This is a genomic window from Chlorogloeopsis sp. ULAP01, assembly GCF_030381805.1.
Classification (GTDB): Bacteria; Cyanobacteriota; Cyanobacteriia; order Cyanobacteriales; family Nostocaceae; genus Chlorogloeopsis.
This window is the reverse complement of the sequence record NZ_JAUDRH010000009.1, coordinates 130,373-153,279: the sequence shown is the minus strand read 5'-3', so window position 1 is coordinate 153,279 and position 22,907 is coordinate 130,373. Positions and strand designations below refer to the sequence as shown.

The 22,907-nt window shown below is 40.1% G+C and carries 11 protein-coding genes; 7 read left to right on the top strand and 4 right to left on the bottom strand.

From position 1 onward, the window contains the following. Positions 1-10: 10 nt before the first annotated feature. The gene (locus QUB80_RS19085) at positions 11-2,257 is read right to left on the bottom strand and encodes an FdhF/YdeP family oxidoreductase (protein ID WP_289791093.1); all 2,247 of its coding nucleotides are present in this window, start codon (positions 2,255-2,257) and stop codon (positions 11-13) included. 189 nt (positions 2,258-2,446) lie between these two features. Here QUB80_RS19085 and QUB80_RS19080 point away from each other — a divergent pair, with 189 nt between their 5' ends. The 6 genes from QUB80_RS19080 (at position 2,447) to urtE (ending at position 9,714) form a co-directional block, all read left to right on the top strand. After that, positions 2,447-3,613, top strand: a complete 1,167-nt coding sequence (locus tag QUB80_RS19080) for an NAD(P)/FAD-dependent oxidoreductase (protein ID WP_289791092.1) — start codon at positions 2,447-2,449, stop codon at positions 3,611-3,613. Between the two features lie 586 nt (positions 3,614-4,199). Next, positions 4,200-5,522, top strand: a complete 1,323-nt coding sequence (urtA, locus tag QUB80_RS19075; protein ID WP_289791091.1) for an urea ABC transporter substrate-binding protein — start codon at positions 4,200-4,202, stop codon at positions 5,520-5,522. 336 nt (positions 5,523-5,858) lie between these two features. Beyond that, positions 5,859-7,019 carry an urea ABC transporter permease subunit UrtB gene (urtB, locus tag QUB80_RS19070; RefSeq protein ID WP_289791090.1) on the top strand — a complete coding sequence of 387 codons (1,161 nt, stop codon included), beginning with the start codon at positions 5,859-5,861 and terminating at the stop codon, positions 7,017-7,019. 27 nt (positions 7,020-7,046) lie between these two features. After that, positions 7,047-8,168 carry an urea ABC transporter permease subunit UrtC gene (gene urtC, locus QUB80_RS19065; RefSeq protein ID WP_289791089.1) on the top strand — a complete coding sequence of 374 codons (1,122 nt, stop codon included), beginning with the start codon at positions 7,047-7,049 and terminating at the stop codon, positions 8,166-8,168. Continuing rightward, a complete protein-coding gene (gene urtD, locus QUB80_RS19060; RefSeq protein WP_289791088.1) occupies positions 8,143-8,889 on the top strand; it encodes an urea ABC transporter ATP-binding protein UrtD in 747 nt (248 codons plus the stop codon). Before urtC ends, urtD begins: the two co-directional genes overlap by 26 nt. Positions 8,890-9,015: 126 nt before the next feature. Next, positions 9,016-9,714, top strand: coding sequence for an urea ABC transporter ATP-binding subunit UrtE (gene urtE, locus QUB80_RS19055; protein ID WP_289791087.1), 699 nt, complete (start codon positions 9,016-9,018; stop codon positions 9,712-9,714). A 216-nt stretch (positions 9,715-9,930) separates the two neighbouring features. Here the strand turns inward: urtE and QUB80_RS19050 are convergent, their stop codons facing one another. The 3 genes from QUB80_RS19050 to QUB80_RS19040 all read right to left on the bottom strand — a co-directional run bounded on the left by QUB80_RS19050 (position 9,931) and on the right by QUB80_RS19040 (position 14,464). Then, the gene (locus tag QUB80_RS19050; RefSeq protein ID WP_289791086.1) at positions 9,931-11,217 is read right to left on the bottom strand and encodes a hybrid sensor histidine kinase/response regulator; all 1,287 of its coding nucleotides are present in this window, start codon (positions 11,215-11,217) and stop codon (positions 9,931-9,933) included. 46 nt (positions 11,218-11,263) lie between these two features. Beyond that, on the bottom strand, positions 11,264-13,669 hold the full coding sequence (locus QUB80_RS19045) for an MASE1 domain-containing protein (protein ID WP_289791085.1): 2,406 nt from the start codon (positions 13,667-13,669) through the stop codon (positions 11,264-11,266). A 459-nt stretch (positions 13,670-14,128) separates the two neighbouring features. Next, positions 14,129-14,464, bottom strand: a complete 336-nt coding sequence (locus QUB80_RS19040) for an NIPSNAP family protein (RefSeq protein WP_289791084.1) — start codon at positions 14,462-14,464, stop codon at positions 14,129-14,131. A 753-nt stretch (positions 14,465-15,217) separates the two neighbouring features. Between QUB80_RS19040 and QUB80_RS19035 the strand changes: the two genes are divergently transcribed. Then, positions 15,218-22,828 (top strand): non-ribosomal peptide synthetase, encoded by a 7,611-nt coding sequence (locus QUB80_RS19035; RefSeq protein ID WP_289791083.1) that lies wholly within the window; start codon positions 15,218-15,220, stop codon positions 22,826-22,828. The last annotated feature ends 79 nt before the right edge of the window (positions 22,829-22,907 follow it).

Genomic DNA, 22,907 nt, shown 5'->3' with positions numbered 1-22,907 from the left:
TCTTCGATTTTCAGGACAAGTCTATTTCCTCTGAAACTTTTTCCAATCGCACCACCGCATTGTAATCTGGCACACCTTCACGCGATCGCTTGCTTTTATCTAGCAACACGTTACCTTCAGGCCAGTGAATCTGCAAGTTACCAGGCTGGATCGGTGCAATGTAAACTTGTCCTCGATACTCTCCCAACTCATTCTTGAGAATGACTGCATCCCCATTTTTTAATCCCAGCTTGGCGGCATCAGAAGCATTCATTAACACTGCTTCACGCATGGCTCCGGTAATCGCATCCTTGCGTTCTTGCACCATGCTGTTAAACTGCTTACCCCGACGTGTTGCCACTAAAAAACAGCCTGCTGGTAGTTCAATTTGCGGTGGAGACAATACGGCAAAATGTGCTTTTCCATCGGGTGTGGGGAATTGCCAGCCAAAGCAGAGATGGGAACCCCCATACTGAAATTGATCGCCTGCTGACTGCAAGTGTTGAATACCTGCATATTGAGGAACTATTTGGGCAATTTCTTGACGGATGGCAGCTGTATTCTCAAAATATAGAGACGCGGCATGCCGTGTCTCTACAACGCGCCTTGCTATTTCCATAAACACTTCCCATTCCGGGCGTGCCTCACTAATTCTGGAACCGGGAATTTCTGGACTAAAAATTACTCGGCGTTCGGTACTAGTCTCTGTAACTCCACCGGGAATTTCGTAGCGAGTTGTGGCGGGCAACAGCACGACTGTATCACTTGGTTCTACTAACATTTGGCTGGAAAGGACAATATCTATATGTACTCGCAAAGGTACGCGCTCAAGGGCTGTTTCCACGTAGTCTGGTTCTGGCAGTACTTCCAAGAAATTGCCCCCGACTAAAAACAATACATCTAACTGCCTGTTGTACGCAGCATCAATCATTTCTGGAGCAATTAAACCTTTACTTGCAGGCACCTCAAATCCCCACAATTGGCTCAATTGGGCAGCATTTTCCGGGGTAATGGGCTTGCCACCGGGAAGCACTGTTGCGTAACATCCCATCTCCGCGCCACCCTGTACCCCAGAATGTCCGCGAATTGGCATCAAACCGCATCCTTCTCGCCCGACAAAACCTTTGGTGAGAGCTAAGTTGATAATGGCGCGAACATTATCTTCACCACATTCGTGTTGAGTAATGCCCATACTCCAGACAAACACGGCTTTTTGAGCTTGTCCAACTATTTTGGCAAAGGCGTACATTTCCTCGCGCTTACTTCCCGAAAGCTGCTCTAACTCTTCCCAAGATTGAATTTCTAGCCTGGCTTTTAGTTCTGCAAAACCAGTGGTGTGGCGAGCAATAAACGATTCGTCTACCCAGCCATTGGCAATCATGTGCTTGATTGTGCCATTTAAAAAGGCGATGTCACCACCCATACTGACAAGGAAGAAGTCTTCGGCAAACTTGGTGCCAAATAAAGCACTTTCAGGAATTGAAGGCACCCAATAGCGCTCCATTCCTGGCTCGCGATAAGTGTTAATAACTACAATCTTTGTACCTGCTTTTTTGGCGTAGTGGAGATATTTGACAGTGACGGGTTGATTGTTGGCGACATTTGAGCCAATGAAGACTAATAAATCAGTGCCGATCCAGTCTTGATAAGAACAGGTTGTAGCGCCCACACCAAGAGCTGCTTTAAGTCCAGCTGTACTGGGAGAATGGCAAATACGGGCGGCATTATCAATATTGTTAGTACCCATCGCCCGCACAGCTTTTTGGGTAGCGTAGTAAGTTTCGTTGACAGTGCCGCGACTGGTTATGTAAAAACTAAGACGTTTTGGTGTAGTGGCACGGATACGCGAGGCTATGACATTTAAAGCTTCATCCCAACTTACTCGCCGAAAACCTTTTTCTCCTCGTCGGCAAATCATTGGGTAAGGAAGACGCCCTAACTCTCGCAACTGAGCGCTTTTTTGGTTGCGTAATTGCCCAATATCTTCTAGCAGTTGGGGATTAAAAGCTGGCATCGTATTCATCCGCAACAGCCGCAACCGAACATTGCACAGATGAATTCCATCTAAAGTCCAATCTTGCATCCCGGTTGTACCTAAAGCACAACCGTCGCAAACTCCCTGATTGAGGATATTCCAGGCATAAGGTAGGCGATCGCGTGAAAGCCAAATAGCGCGAAATACTTCCCAGTAGTTATTGGGATACTGTTCCCCTATTCCAAAAGGCTTCCAGCTTGCCCAGTTTGCAGGTGTCCATCTTTTCTTGGGTTTAGGCAGCATAAAGTTTTGTGGGAGCTAACAAACTACCACTTTAAGGCTACCGTTTTGAGTAGAAAATGAGTAGCAAAATTAAAAGTCTGGACACTAAGCAATAATATTAGGAATGCGAAATTAATTGCTGATTTGGAGTTTCGGAAAAGTCATCCAAAGAGAAAATATATTTTGAGACGTTTATACGTAAAATCCTAAATGAAAACTTACGATTGGATCGTTGTTGGCGCTGGCTTTACAGGTGCTGCTCTTGCCTATGAACTAGTGAAAAAAGGCTTTTCAGTACTTTTGTTAGAGCAAGACGCTCATTTTCAAAACGCTACTCGTTATAGTTATGGTGGTTTAGCTTTTTGGTCTGGTAATACTCCTGTGACTCGCCAACTGTGCGATGAGGGAATAGCACGTTATCGTATTCTGTCACAAGAATTAGATGCAAATATCGAGTTCCGCGAATTGGATTTATTATTAACCATTCCCATAGACACCGATCCAAAAACTGCTGCTGCGTCTTACGCTCATTTTGCCACTCCTCCCAAATTACTTAGCGTTGACGAAGCCTTTGAGATGGAACCGTTATTGAATAGGGAGGCGATCGGTGGCGCTTTAACAGTCAAACACGGTCATATTAACCCTCAAAAAACAGCACAGTTTTACATTCAAGCTTTTCTCATTGCTGGGGGTGAAATGGAATTTACGCAGGTACAAAATTTTATTACCCAAAAAGCATTGACGGGTGTTCAAACTACTACTACCACCTATCACAGTACTAACGTTGTTGTCTGCGCTGGTGGATTGAGCCGAAATTTACTCAAAGCATCTGGTATTTCAATTCCATTGTATTTTACTCACGCAGAGATGATTGAAACACCACCTGTTGAAATTAATTTGCGTACTCTAGTCATGCCAGCTAATCTCCAACGTTTTCAATTAGAAGCTGAATCTAGCAAAATGGATGAAGTATGGGAAGAACAAGAGCAGGAACCAGTAGCGCCGATTTTAGATGCGGGTGCAATTCAGTTTCTAGATGGGAGCTTGCGCTTGGGACAAATTAGCCGCATCATTACAGATCCCAGCGCCAAAGTAGACTCAAGAGTAAGTGAAAGATGGCTAAGGCAAAGCATTGAGAAAATTTTGCCAGCATTAGCCAATTTACCAGGTACTTGGCATCATTGCTTAGTTGCATTTAGTAGTAATCACCTCCCCGTCATTGGTGCTATTCCTGGATGCCAAAGTATTTATATATTTTCTGGATTCAGCAACCCCCTGGTAATTGTGCCTCCTTTAGCACAGCGCTTTGCTAATTGGGTATCGGGGCAAGAAGATGAAATTATTAGTCAATTGTGCGGCTCTGTCCTTGGTGTCTAGGATAAAGTAATCTTGGGAGCTTTGAGCGCCCATTGAGGTAGTTCCTCTAAAAAGTGCTGATTGAGCGTAAGTGTCCAACTTTTCATGCCGCAAAATTCTGCACTTCTGTTCTCAAAGCGCATCCCTAGAAAATTAGATCCCCGATTTCTCAAAAGAAGTCGGGGATATGTGTCTACTATCTTTTAAAAAGCAGTTAGTAACTGGCTGAAATTTTGTCAACACAAATGCGAGTATAAAGTGAAGTTTTATTACCAAAGGTAGTAATAAGTATACGCTTATTTGCACTTCATAATTACAACTTTTGCCATCACCCTAATTTCAAAAAATTAAACAAAATTAAACTATGAAAAATAGTATCTCAGCAAACATTTTCATACACAAATATGTGCATTATCTCAATTTATTTACAAATATTTATGAATAAAAAATTTACAGAAATTTGAAAAAAACGGTATATCTAGTTACTTTATGCTGAAAAAGTATCAAACTAATATCAAACGTACATAACATTTTTAGTAAAAGTTTACTCAATGAAGTAAGCTTAATAACTCTGGCTAAAATTACTTCATGGAAGCGACGCAATTGTATGACAAGAAGATTTAACAGACGGAAATTTTTGGTCTACGGTGGTGCTACTTTTGGTACTAGTTTGTTACTAAAAGCTTGTGCTAATAATTCCTCAACCACATCAGAAACTCCAAACTCTGGAGAAGTTCCTGCTGCTACACCGGCAGCTGCAACTGGTAGTGGTAACACTATCAAAGTGGGGATTCTACATTCCCTGAGCGGCACAATGGCAATTAGCGAAAAAAGCGTTGTCGATGCAGAAAGATTAGCAATAAAAGAAATAAATGCTGGTGGTGGTGTATTAGGTAAACAGATTGAAGCGATTGTCGAAGATGGTGCTTCTAACTGGGATACTTTTAGAGAAAAAGCCACTAAGTTAATTGATCAAGATAAAGTTGCTGTAGTATTTGGCTGTTGGACTTCTGCTAGTCGCAAGAATGTCAAGCCAGTGTTTGAGAGCAAAGACCATATGCTCTGGTATCCTGTACAGTATGAGGGTCAAGAGTGTTCTAACAATATTTTCTATACTGGTGCTGCCCCCAATCAACAAATCGAACCTGCTGTAGATTGGTTGCTGAAAAATAAAGGCAAAGAATTTTTCTTAATTGGTTCTGATTATGTTTTTCCAAGAACTGCCAACGAAATTATTAAAGCTCAGTTGGAAGCGGTGGGCGGCAAAACAGTCGGAGAGGATTATCTACCTCTAGGTAATACAGAAGTTACGCCTATTATCACCAAAATTAAGCAAAGATTGCCCAATGGTGGCGTAATTTTCAATACTTTGAACGGTGATAGCAACGTTGCTTTCTTCAAGCAGTTAAAAGGGGCAGGATTGACTCCAGATAAATACCCCACCATGTCTGTAAGTATTGCTGAAGAAGAAGTAAAAGCAATTGGTGTGCAGTATCTTAAAGGTCAATATGCAGCGTGGAATTACTTCCAGACTGTAGATACTCCTGCTAATAAGAAGTTTGTTGAAGCTTTCAAGAAAGAATATGGTGGAAATCGAGTAACAAACGATCCGATGGAAGCTGCATATGTAGGAGTTTATTTATGGAAGCAAGCAGTAGAAAAAGCTGGTACTACTGACTTGGCGAAAGTGCGTAATGCGGCTTACGGTCAAAGTTTTGATGCACCTGAAGGCAAAGTGACAATGAATTCTAACCATCATCTATCTAAAATTGTTCGGATTGGTGAAGTCAGAGATGATGGTTTGTTCAATATTGTTTATGCAACTCCTGCACCAGTTGAACCTGTACCTTGGAACCAATTTGTAAAATCAACCAAGGGTTATGCTTGTGACTGGTCAGATCCTAGAAAGGGTGAAAAGTACAAAGTTTAAATAGTGAAATAAATTTCAATTTTAGCTTGTGATTTTGAAGTTAGTTGTGTGCAGTAGAAGCAGAAGCAACCTTAATACACCCCTGGGGTGCAAACTACCATTATGTTAATTCAATTGGCAAAGTAGAGAGTTTCGCAAATTCTAATTAGGTGTACAAAATTAAATGTAAGATACCAGTTTCCAGACAGAATATGGAAACAGGATTTGACCTTCTACCTTCTGCCTACAAAAGGATACGCCACTACCTTTGGAAGCCGCTCCGCGTCTACGTGTCTACTGCCTTCTGCCTTTTACTTAAAATCTCAAGCTTAAAATGCAAAATGGGGGAATAAACAAGTGTTTGCAGGATTTTTAGATGCTTTATTTAATGGCATTAGTATTGGTGCTGTCTTATTAATTGCTGCTTTAGGGCTTGCGATTGTATTTGGACTAATGGGCGTCATTAATATGGCTCACGGCGAGTTAATGATGTTAGGAGCCTATACAACATTTGTTGTACAAAATTTCTGCAAACAACTGGGTGGATTTTGGTTTGAGATTTACATATTTTTAGCTTTGATTCTAGCTTTTTTACTCACAGCAATTGCTGGCTTAATTCTAGAAAAAGGTGTGATTCGCTATCTCTACGGGCGTCCTCTAGAAACTTTGCTGGCAACTTGGGGAGTGAGTTTAATATTGCAGCAATTTGTTCGCAGTGTAAATTGGGTAATTGTGATTGGAATTGCCCTATTTTGTTTGTTATTTTTTGGCGGATTAGGGATTTTAAAGTCTCGTGCCAGTATGGACAGAGTTCAAAATTGGATTGTCGCAGTACTTTTGGTGCTATCGCTTGGTGTGGCAATAGCAACAGGTAATTTCTTGAGTCAAACTTTTCAGCTTGCGGTTACTCAACCTTGGTTTGGTGCTCAAAATCTTGATGTTACTGCTCCAACTTGGTTACAAGATGGTTTAAGTTTAGGAGGTTTACAGTTACCTTATGCACGGTTATTTATTATCGCTTTAACTATTGTTTGTGTGGCAGGTATTTATGTATTTTTACAGCGCTCTAACTGGGGATTAAGAATTCGTGCTGTTACACAAAATCGGAGTATGAGCGCTTGTTTAGGTATCCCAACTGCAAAAGTTGATGCAATTACTTTTGCACTGGGTTCAGGATTGGCTGGTGTAGCTGGATGTGCAATTAGTTTACTCGGTTCTGTAGGGCCTAACACCGGACAAAACTATATTATTGATACTTTCATGGTTGTGGTTGTGGGTGGTGTAGGCAACTTGTTAGGTACTATCGTTGCAGCATTGGGAATTGGTACGGTGAACTATTTAATTGGTTCTGGTACTCTGGCTTTGTTACTAACTCCCATTCCACCTTTGGTAGATTTCTTTAATTTCTTTGCCACCACAAGTATGGCAAAGGTAATGGTATTTGCTTTGATTATTGCATTTTTACAGTGGAAACCAGGCGGTATTTTCCCGCAAAAAGGTCGTACTGTTGATGCTTAGAATGAACCGCCAATCAAGGACACCAAGATGAAAAAGAAGGGAAAAAAATTACTTTTAATTGAGGTGGGGGTGGTAGTAGCGATCGCACTCATTCTCGTTTTAGTAATGCCAGTTGTGCTTTCAGAATTTCGGCTCAATTTGCTGGGTAGATTTTTGTCACTAGCAATTGTAGCTTTAGGTATAGATTTAATTTGGGGTTTTACTGGTTTATTAAGTTTAGGACACGGGATTTTTTTTGGTTTGGGTGGATATGCGATCGCTATGTACCTAAAACTGCAAGTTCCCCCAGGTGAGTTACCTGACTTTATGCAGCTTTATGGTGTAAATGAACTGCCTTGGTTTTGGCAACCTTTTTATTCATTTCCCTTTGCAGTAGTTGCTGTCGTATTAATTCCAGGAATACTGGCGGGATTATTGGGATATTTGGTGTTTCGCAATCGCATCCGGGGCGTCTATTTCTCAATTTTGACTCAAGCGGCAGTTATTGTATTCTTTAATTTCTTTAATGGGCAGCAAAAACTTTTTAATGGTACCAATGGGCTGATAGATTTTACTACTTTATTTGGTGCAAAAGTCAGCAATGCCAGTACTCAATTTATCTTTTATTGCCTGACGGTAGTATTTTTGATCGCTACCTATGCCCTTTGCCGTTGGTTGACAAGTGGAAGATTTGGCAGATTACTAATTGCTATTCGGGATGATGAAAGTCGGGTGAGATTTACAGGCTATAATCCCACAGAATTTAAAGTTTTGGTGTTTGCGGTTTCTGGTGCGATCGCAGGAATTTCCGGTGCCTTTTACACTCTCCAAAGTGGTTCAGTTTCACCAAGAGCAATGGATATTGCCTTTTCGATTGAAATGGTAATTTGGGTGGCTGTAGGAGGGCGCGCTACTTTAATAGGAGCAATTTTAGGAACTTTACTAGTAAATTATGCTCGTACATTTTTCAGCGAACAATTTGCAGAAATTTGGTTATTTTTCCAAGGTGCGCTGTTTTTATTGGTGGTGACAGTACTCCCTGATGGCTTAGTGGGATGGTTGCGTAATCAAAAAATCCCTCTTTTTAAAGACTCTAATCAAGTTGTCACCTATCCGAGCTTAGAAATAGATCCAGAAGTGCAACATGAACGCCAAAATATTAGAAACTGAAAATTTAACTGTAAACTTTGACGGTTTTCCAGCATTAAAACAGCTAAACTTTAGCATGGATGCAGGAGAATTACGAGTAGTAATTGGCCCTAATGGTGCTGGTAAAACAACATTTCTCGATGTCATTACAGGTAAAGTACAACCTACAACAGGACGAGTTATTTTTAAAGGTAAAAATTTACGTTCTTTGAAAGAACACCAAATAGCGCGTTTGGGAATTGGTCGTAAGTTTCAAACACCCCGAATTTACCTAAATCTAACTCCTTTAGAAAATTTGGAAATTGCTAGCAACCCCAAGAAAAATTCTTTTTCTACCTTGTTTAAAACTCCTAGCACATCTGAAAAAAATAGCATCAAAGGATTGTTAGAAACAATTGGTTTAACTGCAAAAGTACGCGTTAAATCGGCCTTTCTTTCCCATGGAGAAAAGCAGCGTTTAGAAATTGGTATGCTACTAGCACAGTCTCCTGATTTATTACTAGTTGATGAACCTGTCGCCGGATTAACAGATGAAGAAACTTATAATATTGGTGAATTGTTGTTAGCACTGTCTCAAAGTCATTCAATTTTAGTGATTGAACATGACATGGAATTTGTACGTCAAATTGCTCGAAAAGTCACAGTTCTCCATGAAGGTTCTGTCTTGTGTGAAGGCAATATCGAAGAAGTTCAAAGCAATCCTCGTGTTATTGAAGTATATCTTGGACAACAAAAAGAATGAAGGAGAATGGGGACTGGGGATTAGGTACTGGGAAAAACAGCGAAAAATAGAAAAGGGGCGCGGTTTAGTTAAATCAAATTAATTCGTTTATTTTGTTCATGTCTGTTTAATATCTTTTGATAATCAATGCTGCAAATATCTAACCTTGATGTTTACTATGGTGAAAGTCACATTCTTCGGAATGTGGATTTAAGCGTTCCTAAAGGGCAAATGATATGCTTAATTGGACGTAATGGTGTAGGCAAAACTACCCTTTTAAAAACAATTATGGGGTTACTTAAACCTCGTAGTGGCACAATTACCCTTGAGGGACAAATAATCAACTCTAAATCGCCAGATCAAAGAGCAAAACTGGGAATTGGATATGTTCCTCAAGGGCGAGAAATCATTCCTCGCTTGACAGTCAAAGAAAATTTGTTATTGGGCTTAGAAGCCAGAAAAAAACAAGTTAAAAAATCAGAAATTCCAGAAGAAATTTTTTCTCTATTTCCTGTATTGAAAAAAATGCTTGCTCGTATGGGAGGGGATTTAAGTGGAGGACAACAACAGCAACTAGCGATCGCTCGTGCTTTAATGGGAAATCCGCAATTACTCGTGCTAGATGAACCAACTGAAGGTATTCAACCATCAATTATTTTAGAAATTGAAGCTGCTGTTCGTAATATTGTAGAAATGACAGGTATTTCTGTTTTACTAGTAGAACAACATTTACATTTTGTCCGCCAAGCTAATTATTATTACGCCATGCAAAAAGGTGGTATTGTTGCCTCTGGCTCAACCGACGAACTTAGCCAAGATGTGATTCAAAGGTTTTTAGCAGTTTAGCTCAGAACACAGAAGCTAATTTCTAGGGAAGCATTTCATCCCCAAGTATGAACAGAGATATCTTCCCTCATACTATTTTACGAAAATCCTTATACAATTCACTCCTTCTGCTTCCTCTGCTTGCCTAAGAGATGATTTATAAAGTAAATCTTAAACTGTAGGGTGCGTTAAAGCAGCGCGTAACGCACCGCACAATTATGGCACGTTACTGAGGGCTTAACCTTGTTTAGCAGGAATCACGATCGCAAATTCAGTTCCTTGCCCTGGTTGAGAAACACAATGCAATGAACCGCGATGCTTTTCTGTCACAATTTGATAACTGATTGCCAGCCCCATGCCAGTACCTATACCAACAGGCTTAGTCGTAAAAAATGGATCAAATATTTTTTGTTTAACTTCTTTTGTCATGCCTGGCCCATTGTCGGCAATACAAATGATAACGCGATCGCCTTCTGTTTGTGTACGAATGTGAATTGTGGGAGAACTGTGAGTATTGTCTTTAATTAATTCCAATGCATCAATAGCATTGCTAATAATATTCATAAACACCTGATTGAGCTGCCCAGGGTAGCACTCTACTAAAGGTAAGTCGCCATATTCTCTAATAACTTGAATTGCCAAGCGATTTGATAGAGCCTTAAGCCGATGTCCTAAAATCATCACAGTGCTATCAATACATTCGTGGATATCAACAGCTTTCATTTCGGCTTCATCTAGGCGAGAGAAAACCCGCAAAGAAAGTACAATCTCTCGAATACGTTCTGCTCCAACTTTCATTGAGTCTATGAGTTTTGGCAAGTCTGCTGTCAGGAAATCCAGCTCAATAGCTGCGACAACGTTTTGAACTTCGGCAGCAGGATCGGAGTAGTATTTTTGATAAACTTGTATAAGTTTTAACAAATCTTGAATATATTGATCAGCATAAGTGAGGTTACCGTAGATAAAATTGACTGGGTTATTGATTTCGTGTGCCACACCTGCCACCAATTGTCCCAAACTAGACATTTTTTCGCTCTGTACAAGTTGGGTTTGAGTTTGTTGTAATTCTTGCAATGTTTGCTGAAGTTCTATTTCTGCTTGTCGGCGCTCATGGATTTCATTGATTAATTGAACTTGTGTATTTCTCAATGTCAAATGAACATTAACACGGGCTAGAACTTCTTCAACTTGAATAGGTTTAGTAATATAATCTACTGCTCCTAATTGTAATCCTTTCACCTTATTTTCTACTTCAGCAAGAGCAGTCATAAAAATGACGGGAATATCTTTGGTGCTTTCTTCGGTTTTAAGATGGTGACAAGTTTCAAATCCGTCAATTCCTGGCATCATCACATCTAATAAAATTAAATCTGGCTTAATAAATGGCACCTTTTCTAGTGCTAGTTCGCCACTTTTAACTACAGAAACTTGAAAACCAACCTCATGTAAAATATTAAACAAAATTCTGATATTATTAGGAGTGTCATCGACAATTAAAATTGAGTTTTGTTGAACAGTATTCATAAGTTAAAGAAATTGTATTAAAGAAAAATTGTAATTAATTCAAACCCTATGCTTCTATTAAAGAAGCAATTGCTTCAATTTCAAAGTCATCAGCCAGTATCAATACTTTATTGGCAAAAGCTGTGTACTTTGTATTTAATTGCTTAATACGATTTGCTTCTGTTTGAATATCTGCAACTGCACAGCGTTGAACAGCTTCATGCAAAGCGACAAGTTCAGATGTAGGTGGCAGAATTATGTCTGTTGCTTCAGGTGAAATATCTTGATTTTTGGTATTTAATCCATCGTTATTTTCATAAATCCATGTTAATTGCAAGTGATTTTGTAATTGCAAAAATAACTCTTCTACTTGTACTGGTTTGGGGAGGAAATCATTACAACCAGCATTCATAGCTTCTTGACGATGAAAGTCAAACACACTTGCAGAGGAAACTATAATAATTACATTTTGGATCTCAGGTATTTTGCGTAGCTGTTTACTCATTGCCAAACCATCGATCACGGGCATTGCCAAGTCAGTAATAATCAAGTCTGGTTGACATTCAACAGCTTTATCTAATCCTTCCTTGCCGTTAGGTGCTTGGATCACTTCAAAACCAATAGGCTCTAATAAATTCGCTACTAAAGATCTATTCTCCCAGCGATCATCAACTATCAAAATTTTCCGTTTTTTACCTTGAAAGCCAATAATCTGCTTTTGCTGAGATACAGCTAGATTTTGTGTCCATTCTCTCGCTACTGGCAGTTCTACCTCAAACCAAAAGATGCTGCCTAGCCCTAGCTGACTTTGCACTTGTATTGTGCTGCCCATCAAAGCAATAATCTTTTGGCTAATGGCTAACCCTAAACCCGTGCCTTCCGTTCGCTTTTCAGCATCACCAACTTGTTCAAAGGGTAAGAAGATTTTCTCTATTTGTTCTTGAGTCATCCCCACGCCTGTATCTTCAATTTGGAAGCATAGTTTGACAACAGATGAAGTAACACTAGATAAATCATCTGTGGCATCGGCGAGAAAATCTACTCTCTCAACTTTAAAAGTTACTCCACCTTTATCAGTAAACTTGATAGCGTTACCTAACAGATTAATCAAGACTTGCCGCAGACGTTTTTCATCGGTATGAATGCCAATAGGAAGTTCTTGACTTGGTTGATAGGTAAAGGCAATTCGCTTTTGCTTTGCTCGAATCTGACATATTTCCACTACATCTTGCAGGAAATTAGCAAAATAAAAATCTTCAGGATAAAGCTCCATTTTCCGAGCTTCGATTTTGGAGAGATCGAGGATGTCATTAATTAAAGTAAGTAGGTGAGAACCACACTGATAAATAATGTCGATACCTTTACGTTCATGATCTGCTAGTGTTTGTGAGCGTTGTAGAATTTGGGCATAACCCAAAATCCCGTTGAGAGGGGTACGCAGCTCATGACTCATATTTGCCAGGAATTCACTTTTGGCTTGGTTAGCGCTGTCAGCTGCTTGTTTTGCTTCTTTAAGCTCGCAGGTACGTTCTTCAACTCGTTCTTCTAATTCTTCATTTACTTGTCTAAGTTTTGCTGCTGCTTTTTTATTTTCGTTAATGACAGCAGATAGAACAAAGGTAGTAACAGCAACGACACAGATAAAAGATTGTAGTAGTAATAAAGACTGAGTAACAGACTCTTTAGAAAATGAACCAAAACCACGAGCAGTACCGAAAACTGCAATTACTGTTACAACCATCACAAGCAGAGTTGATTCTTGCTGTCTGAAGCGAAATGCTGACCAAATCAACAAGGGAATCGTCATATACTCGACAGGATACCCTCCCCAAAATGCTATTCGACTAATGGTAATTAACAGCAAAAGCAATAGTGCAAGCTCTAAAACTTGTTGCCAGCAGAGTTTTAATTGTTGTCTAGATTGCAGACTTAATGAAAGCAATGCAGGTGTGACGATCAGCATACCAGCAATCATTGCTGTGTACCAAGTTCGCCAAACTTCCCCGTAATCAGCCCAAGATGCATTGTTGCTTAGACACAAAGTAGTGGTTGCAAGGGTGGTACTAACCACAGAAGCCGGCGTCAATAACACTAGAAATTTGAAAACATCTGTAGAACGTTCTAGTATATTACGATGCCTGATCAGTTGATTTATGAGCAGGGCTGTCACCAAAGGATCTATGAGATCGATAGCCGAAATACTAAAGCTAGTAAGAATATTTTGATAGTACAAAAAATAATTAACTATAAATTCGCCTAGTAGAATAGCTGGCCAAATGCGATACCCTAGTACAAGAACCATAGCCAAATAAAAACCAGCTGAAGGCCAAAAGACTGATGTTCCATTTTCTAAAGATAGTGTTCGCGATACATTAGCTAAACCGAAGTGAATAGCAGGTATTACTACTGTTGCTAGTAGAACCTTTCTATCTGATAAAAAAGGAAATTTAATTTTAGTTATTCTGCTTTGCATGGTTTTTGTTTGGGCATAGATCCCAGTATCCTCTAATCAAGTTTGAATTTGTACGATATTGAATGGGTCATTACGGAAATTCTGATTGTTACATTTAATAACGTCCGTTTATTTACTTAGGTTTGCAAAACCTTCTAGAAAAGTCATTACAATCATTAATGGCTCTCTCATTTAAAGTATTCCCAAAACTCTGACTGCAATAACAATTAAGTTAAGTAAAATAGTTTTTGTGATTTTTGTATCGTCTAAAATCCAGAACTGGCAGCACTTTTGCGTTTAGCAACCCTCACTAATGACATTTCAATCAGTGGGAATATTCTCATCTCAAGAAATATCCCCAACTTCTTACCAGAAGTCAGGGATCTTATATTTCACCTTATGATTTGGGAACACTATATCTTTTTATACAGCAATTTTTTGTAAGATAGGCAAATTCTCTGTTTACTCAGTAATCTTTTATTAAAGATAGGCTAATGGCAGCAAATCTACAGCTAATTCGACTTTGAGCGCACCGTCTACACATTGAATCATATGTGTAAAGAAATCTGAAACTCGCTTATTTTTCATAAATTCATCACTACGCTTTCCGTATTCTTCCAGTGAGGGATAGCGATAGATGTTCATAAAGTGTGCATATTGTCCAACCTCAGTTACTAGCATCAGAACAGGTTCAATTCCTGCTTCATGAACCATAGGCAGAAGTATATTTTGGTGTAAGTCTGTAAATTCTTCTCGCTTACCGAGAAGGATTTGACCACTAACAACTTCATAAATTGGTGAAGCTGAACCTAGCATAAGATATTCCTCTAATTTGATGATTGTTTTTAAGGATGAATGTAAACTTGTTTACTTGAAAGTAAAATTAATTACATACTTAGCTGTATCCCAATTAACAATATATTAACAGCAATAACACGGATTTTGTTTAAATTTCTATAAACTAACTTAAGTATTACTTTATAAGTATTTAAATAAAACTTTAACTATTTTCTTTATATTTTCTTAATTTTTTTGTTATGCTTTAAATCGCAAACTAAATACTGATCTCAAACAGGCGTTTTTAGAAGGAAAGTGCATAATAATAATGCAGCTTGTAGTTTGTCTGTAAGTTTTGTATACTGTACCGTTTTTCTGATTTGGGCATAGTTTTGCATATCTTAAAATTGAGAGATACTTTTTTGTAAATAAAGAGTAAAATCGAGAGCCTTCTCAGATTTATACTGTGTTTTTTTGAAAAAATATCTCTTTAATGTGCAAAAATATCAATTTATTTTTATCAATATTGATTGAATAGATTGAATTAAAATTAGCATTTTTATAAGGATATTTACTGTTTTTTTATCCTATAGAATTGACAATTTACAGTCAAAATCACCTAATCTTTTGAGCGTTTTGGGTTTTGAACTAAGTTTAATCTTCTGGTGTAATCTCATATTCTGTGTATCTCAATTGAAAATTGGAATTGTGGCTTAATAATGTTTTTTACCTAAAACTTATACATGAGTAATTTTGGGATGGAAATTCTTGTTAAGCGACAACTCTATTGATATGAGAGTCGCTACTCTCACCTTAAATTTTTCTCAAAATATGCAGAATCAAGCAATACTAAGTGATTTAGAGACAGTAGAGATGGCAATTATAAATATTACAGAGTCTCAAATAGATCTCTACGCTGAAAATGATGATTGGCAAGTTAGTAAGATAGCACTAATACATCAGCTATTTGAAGCTCAAGTCCTTTGTTCTCCTAATAGTATTGCCATAGAATTTGAAGGTCAGTTTCTTTCTTATCAAGAACTCAATCAACGTGCCAACCAACTTGCTTATTATTTGCAAGGATTAGGAGTGCAAGCTGATGTTGTCGTTGGTTTGTGTTTAGAGCGCTCTGTAGAACTGATTATTGCTGTACTAGCTGTTCTCAAAGCAGGTGGTGCTTATCTTCCTCTCGATCCAAACTATCCAGCAGAACGTCTGTGTTTCATGCTGGAAAACACTCAAGCCTCTATCTTATTAACTCAAAGCCATCTGTGCGAGATTTTGCCATTATACGCAACACATCGCTTTTGCTTAGATAGCGATTGGCAAGCGATCGCCCAAAATCCGACTACCAATCTCCAAACCGAAGTTACTGCCGATAACCTGGCATACGTCATCTATACCTCTGGCTCGACTGGCAAACCCAAAGGTGTAGCAATGCCTCATCTGCCGCTTGTAAACTTAATTGGTTGGCAGTTGGAAAATTCAACTGGAGGTTCTGCCGCCAAGACACTCCAATATACTCCGATTAGCTTTGATGTCTCCTTCCAGGAAATCTTTGCCACCCTCAGTGCGGGTGGCAGGCTGGTTTTAATTTCTGAACAAATGCGCCGCGATCCGACAAGCTTGCTGCAATTTCTCAATCAAGCCAGAATAGAGCGGCTGTTTCTGCCGTTTGTAGCTCTGCGACAGTTAGCCGAAGTAGCGCAAATAGAAGGTATTTTCCCGACAAGTTTGCGTGAGGTAATTACTGCTGGCGAACAATTACGCATCACAACAGCGATCGCGCATTTATTTACTCAGTTGCCTAACTGTAGTTTACACAATCACTACGGGCCATCTGAAACTCATGTAGTTACTGCCTTTACCTTAACAGGTTCACCCCAATCTTGGTCAGCATTACCACCAATTGGGCGAGCGATCGCCAACACCCAAATATATCTACTAGATTCACAATTACAACCTGTACCTGTTGGCGTTGCTGGCGAGTTATATATTGGTGGTGTCAGTCTGGCAAGAGGATATTTTAACCGCCCTGACTTAACAGCGCAAAGATTTATTGTTAGTCCTTTTGATAAATGCGATCGCTTGTATAAAACAGGTGACTTGGCAAGATATTTAGCTGATGGCAATATTGAGTATTTAGGAAGGATAGATCAACAAGTAAAAATTCGCGGCTATCGGATTGAGCCGGGAGAAATTGAAACTGTTCTTGAGGGACATTCTCAAGTGCGGCAGGCAGTAGTCATGGCACGAGAAGATAACAGGGGCGAACAGCGTTTAGTCGCCTACGTAGTTGCTGATACGGTTGCGCCAGAAATGTCTGTAACTGAACTGCGGCAATTTTTACGAACACAGCTACCAGAGTATATGATGCCGAGTGCGATCGCAATCCTCGACAAACTGCCACTGACTCCTAGCGGGAAAGTCGATCGCAAAGCTCTGCCTGTACCAAGCTACGGAACTAACCAAGAGAATTGGGTTGCTCCTCAAACTCCCACAGAAATAGCACTAGCAAATATCTGGAGTGACATTCTTGGCTTATCGCAAGTCGGAATTTACGATCGTTTTTTGGATTTAGGAGGGCATTCACTGCTGGCAACTCAAGTAATTTCTCGTATCCGCAATGATATGCAGATTGAGTTGCCTTTACGTTGTCTGTTTGAATCACCAACGATATCGGAACTTAGTAAGTGCGTAGAAACACTTCAGCAAAAACCACAAGATTCCCATACTTCTATTATTCAACCAGTCGGGCAAGACGCTAACTTACCCTTGGCATTCATGCAGGAGCCATTGTGGTTTCTGGATCAGTTAGTACCTAATCATCCCTTCTACAATGTTCCAGAAGCCTTTCGCTTAAATGGTTTTGTTAACTTCACAGCTTTAGAGCGGAGTTTCCAAGAAATTATCAACCGTCATGAAACTTTGCGTACTACCTTTAAAGTTGTCAATGGAGAACCTTCTCAGGTAATTCATCCATCTCCAAGCTTTAAACTATCTGTAATAGATGCAACTCTACCCGCACAAGCAAGCCAAGTCTGGGAATTAATTATCAACGAGGCGCGACGCCCCTTCAATTTATCTGAGGATTTACTCTTACGTGCGGTACTTTTCAAGCTCAGTGAAACGGAACATATTCTGTTTCTCAACCTACATCACATTGTCTGTGATGGTTGGTCGATGAGTATACTATTGCAGGAATTGGCAACACTTTACACAGCTTTTACATCAGAACAGACTTCTCCTCTACCAGATTTAAAAATTCAGTATGCTGATTTTGCCGTGTGGCATCGGCAGTGGTTGGAGGGTGAGATTAGAGAAAGTCAGCTTGCCTACTGGCAGCAGCAATTAAATGGACTTTCGCCTCTGTTGTCATTCCCAGCAGACTACCCGCGCCCGCCAATATTAACCTATCGAGGAGCGCGCCACTTCCTGAGTTTATCCGAACCCTTAACTAAAAAACTGAAGGAATTGAGCCGTCAAGAAGGCGTGACTTTATTCATGACATTGCTGGCTGCCTTCCAAACACTATTGTTTCATTACAGCGGACAAGATGATATCGCGATTGGCTCCCTCCTTGCCAACCGCCATCACCCTGAATTAGAAGGAATGCTGGGATTCTTTTCCAACACCATCGTACTCCGAACAGATTTTTCAGATTACCCTGGTTTTCGGCAGTTGTTGCAGCGAGTGCGAGAGGTAACTTTGGGAGCTTATGCCCATCAGGATTTACCATTTGAGGAACTGGTGCGGGCATTACAACCCGATCGCGCTCTGAACCAAAACGCACTAGTTCAAGTCGTATTTAACTTGCAAAATACGCCAACATCAACTTGGGAAGTACCGGGTTTAACCTTAACTCACTTGCCCCTTGATAACAAAACCGTCAAATTTGATTTGTTTTTGGAATTAACCGAGACACCAACTGGTTTGGCAGGTTACTTTGAGTATAGTACCGACTTGTTTGCAGCCAGTACAATCGCCCGCATCACCGAACATTTCCAAAAGCTCCTAGAGGATATTGTTACCAATCCAGATGAGAAAGTCGATAGATACTGCTTGCTTACAAAAGCCGAGCAACAACAACTGCATACATGGAATCAGCAGGAAGCAGATTTTCCTGATGAATGCCTTCACCAGTTGTTTGAAGCGCAAGTAGCAAGAACACCGAATGCGATCGCCATCGAATTTGCAGGGCAGCACCTGACTTACCAACAACTGAATCAGCAGGCAAATCAACTGGCAGATTATTTGCAAACCCTGGGCGTCAAACCTGGTGTTTTAGTTGGTATTTGCATTGAGCGATCGCTCGAAATGGCGATCGGGCTTTTGGGAATTATGAAAGCTGGTGCAGCTTACGTACCCTTAGATCCAGCTTATCCTCAAGAACGTTTAGCATTCATGCTTGAAGATTCTCAAGCACCAGTACTGTTGACGCAGCAAAGTTTGATGAGCAAGCTACCCAAACATCATGCACGAGTAGTTTGCATAGATTCAGATTGGGATGTCATTGCCAAGCACAGCCAGAAAAATCCCAATAGTGGAGTAAAACCTGAAAACTTAGTTTATATACTCTACACATCAGGTTCCACAGGTAAGCCCAAAGGTGTGCAAATCAGGCATTGTTCGCTAGTCAATATTTTATCTTTCATGGCTGAGGAACCAGGACTAACTGAGCAAGATATCCTCTTGGCTGTAACTACCATCTCTTTTGATATTGCCGCCATCGAGCTTTACTTACCACTGATTGTCGGCGCTCGTATTGCCATAGCTAGCCGCGAAGTTGCCTCTGATGCCTTACAACTAGCTGAATATATTGAGCGATCGCGTGCAACTTTCATGCAAGCCACTCCAGCGACTTGGCGAATGTTATTAGCAATAGGTTGGCAAGGTAGCTCACATCTGAAAATTCTTTGTGGCGGCGAAGCTTTGACGAGAACACTTGCAGACGAACTCCTCAAAAGATGTTCTTCTGTCTGGAATGTATACGGGCCGACAGAAACGACCGTCTGGTCTACAATTTACAAAGTAGAATCTGGAAATGATTCCATACCTATTGGCCGTCCCATTGCTAATACGCAAATTTACTTAGGCAGGCAAGAAAAAAATCACAATAATTCTTTTCAACTTGTTCCCATTGGTGTAGCTGGTGAATTGTATATTGGCGGTGTAGGTTTAGCCCAAGGATATCTTAACCGTCCTGAATTGAATCAAGAAAGATTTATTCCTAACCCCTTTGACAATGGGCAACAAAATTATCTGTATAAAACTGGCGATTTAGCTCGTTATCTACCAGATGGTAACATTGAATACTTAGGCAGAATCGATCACCAAGTTAAAATTCGTGGCTTCCGGATTGAGTTAGGAGACATTGAAACTGCACTCAGCCAACATCCTGCTGTCAGGGAAACAGTTGTAATTGCCCGTGACGAGCGCTTGGTTGCCTATGTTGTTCCTAAACCAGAAAAATCAGCAGAGAATTCTTCAACTACATCCCAGATTGAACAACTACAACAGTGGCAGACAATCTGGAATGAATCCTATAGCCAGTCTTCCCCAAATCAAAATTCAAAGTTCGATCCGACGTTTAATATCACTAGCTGGAATAGCAGCTACACAGGATTAGCGATCGCTGCCCAACAAATGCAACAGTGGGTAGAGCGAACAGTTGAGCGGATTTTGTCTTTACAACCCCAGCGTGTGTTAGAAATTGGTTGTGGAATGGGACTATTGCTGTTTAGAATTGCTCCTCATTGCTCCCATTACTTCGGGATAGATCTCTCAAAAACAGCGATCGCTTACATAGAGCAGCAATTAAAGCAGCAAAATTTGTCTCAGGTAAAGCTTGCCAACAAAGCCGCAGACGCACTTGATGAATTAGAAACTGAAAAATTTGATGCGATCGTTATTAACTCTGTCATTCAATATTTTCCCAGTATTGATTACTTGGTGAGTGTCTTAGAAAAAGCAGTCAAGTCAGTCAAACCGGGGGGACACATCTTCATTGGAGATGTACGCAGCTTACCGTTGCTAGAAGCTTTCCATACCTCCGTGCAGCTATATCAAGCTTCCGACACCTTGCCTATAGAGGAATTGCGGCAGCGTATCCAAGAGCGTATGGATCAGGATGGAGAACTAGTTATCGATCCAGCCTTTTTTACTGCCCTCAAGCAACATTTATCCGAGATTAGTCATGTGCAAATCCAGCTCAAGCGTGGTAGCTATGACAATGAAATGACTCGCTTTCGTTACGATGTCATCCTTCATATCGGCATCGAAGTGAATCATACTGTAGAGCCGACGTGGCGAGATTGGAACCCGGATCTGACATTATCTGCAATTCACAAACTTCTAAAAGACACAGAGCCAGAGTGTCTGGGTTTAGCCCGTATTCGGAATGCACGAGTTACGCAGGATGTTGAAGCAACTAAATTGCTGGCGAACTCCAATGATTTTCACATAGTGGGTGAACTAAGGGCAAAATTACAAAAGAACACCCAGCAACCAGGAATCGATCCTGAAGCACTGTGGAATTTGGGTAATTGCTTACCTTACACCATCCACATTAATTGGTCAGGTGCAGATGCACAAGGCTGCTATGACGTAATATTTCAGCGGCATTTTAGTGCTTCCACAACTATTGATTTCTTTTCTGAACAAAACTCTCCCATCAAACCTTGGAGCGCCTATGCCAACAATCCTCTTAAAAATAGACAAGCAGGCAGTTTAGGAAATCTTGTACCCCAACTGCGTACTTTTCTCACAGAGAAACTACCTGAGTACATGATTCCTGCTGCCTTTGTCGTCATGAACTCCCTACCACTGACACCAAATGGCAAAGTAGATCGCCGGGCATTACCTGCGCCAAACAAAATTAGAGCTAATTTAAAAGAAGATTTTGTTGCCCCTCGTAACTCTGTTGAACAACAATTAGCTGAAATCGTAACTCTAATTTTAGGATTGGAACAAGTTGGAATTCATGACAACTTCTTTGACTTAGGAGGACATTCTTTGCTGACGGCTCAGATGCTTTTTCAGGTACAAAAAACATTTGAGATCGAGTTATCTCTGCAAACATTTTTCATCGCTCCCAACATTGCAGAACTAGCGAAAATTATCGAAAATCGACAAGTCGGCAATGATGAAACATCAACCATTGACTCTGTTCTCAATCTGCAAGCTGAAGCCATTTTAGATCCAACTATTCACTCTCAAGCTGCTTCAGTTGCATCACTCCCTCAACCAGCTAATATTTTATTAACTGGTGCAACAGGCTTTTTGGGAGCCTTCTTACTTCACGAACTGCTAGAGCAAACCCAGGCTAAAGTTTACTGCTTAATTAGAACTGCTGATGCTCAAGAAGCTAACCAACGCATCAAAAACATACTGGAATCTTACAAACTTTGGCTTTGGCATCAAAATTGTAGCTCCAGAATCATTCCCGTAATTGGCGATATGTCACTGCCACTCTTGGGATTATCATCTGAACAATTTCAAACTTTGGCAGAAACAATCGATATTATTTACCACAATGGTGCATTGGTAAACTTTCTTTATCCATATTCTGCGCTGAAAAATGCAAATGTTCTCGGCACCCAAGAAGTTCTGAGATTGGCAAGTCAAACAAAGATAAAACCAGTTCATTTTGTTTCTACTATTGGCGTTTTTTCACCAACTGCTTATACCGACACACAAATCATCTCAGAAACTGTCGCCGATCGCCCACAAGGACTTTATGGTTACACACAAAGCAAATGGGTTGCCGAAAAATTAGTTACCCATGCTCATGAGCGAGGAATTCCCACAGCTATTTATCGTCCTACTTGGATCGAAGGACACAGTCAAACTGGCATTTGCAACCGCCCTGGTTTTTTACGCAGCTTAATTAAAGGTTGCATTCAACTAGGCTTGGCACCCGATTGGGATATGCCAGTGGATATTGTCCCTGTTGACTTTATCAGCCAGGTGATCGTCCATTTATCAAAACAAAAAACCTTAAATGAGAGAATATTTCATATCTCTAATCCTCAATCTATCTCGTGGAATCAACTTGTTAACTGGATGCATGAATTTGGCTATTCAATTCAACACATTCCCTTTCAAGATTGGGTTTCAAAAGTCATGTTTTTAGTTCCAAGTATGCCAGAAAATGCTTTGTATCCCTTCTTGAGTTTCTTATCAGAAAAAGTTTCAGAACAAAAAACGGTTCCTGAACTTTACTTCCAATCTAAATCTCTACAATTTGAGAGCTACAACACATTTAATGGATTAGTAGGAAGTAATATTACCTGCCCTCCTGTGGATGATAAACTACTGAATACTTACTTCCAGCACTTTATTGAATCTGGTTTTTTGTCAGCTCCTCAATTAAATGTTTCTGGTATTGCCATGACAAAGTAATTTAGAATTCTGGGGATTGGTGATTGGGTATTGGGTATTTAATTTGGGCATAGCGAATCGGGAATTGGGCATTGCCGCC

Coding starts and splice junctions, on each gene's coding strand:
- QUB80_RS19085 (WP_289791093.1), bottom strand. CDS start 2,257: ATGCTGCCTAAACCCAAGAAAAGATGGACACCTGCAAACTGGGCAAGC.
- QUB80_RS19080 (WP_289791092.1), top strand. CDS start 2,447: ATGAAAACTTACGATTGGATCGTTGTTGGCGCTGGCTTTACAGGTGCT.
- urtA (WP_289791091.1), top strand. CDS start 4,200: ATGACAAGAAGATTTAACAGACGGAAATTTTTGGTCTACGGTGGTGCT.
- urtC (WP_289791089.1), top strand. CDS start 7,047: ATGAAAAAGAAGGGAAAAAAATTACTTTTAATTGAGGTGGGGGTGGTA.
- urtD (WP_289791088.1), top strand. CDS start 8,143: ATGAACGCCAAAATATTAGAAACTGAAAATTTAACTGTAAACTTTGAC.
- urtE (WP_289791087.1), top strand. CDS start 9,016: ATGCTGCAAATATCTAACCTTGATGTTTACTATGGTGAAAGTCACATT.
- QUB80_RS19050 (WP_289791086.1), bottom strand. CDS start 11,217: ATGAATACTGTTCAACAAAACTCAATTTTAATTGTCGATGACACTCCT.
- QUB80_RS19045 (WP_289791085.1), bottom strand. CDS start 13,669: ATGCAAAGCAGAATAACTAAAATTAAATTTCCTTTTTTATCAGATAGA.
- QUB80_RS19040 (WP_289791084.1), bottom strand. CDS start 14,464: ATGCTAGGTTCAGCTTCACCAATTTATGAAGTTGTTAGTGGTCAAATC.
- QUB80_RS19035 (WP_289791083.1), top strand. CDS start 15,218: ATGAGAGTCGCTACTCTCACCTTAAATTTTTCTCAAAATATGCAGAAT.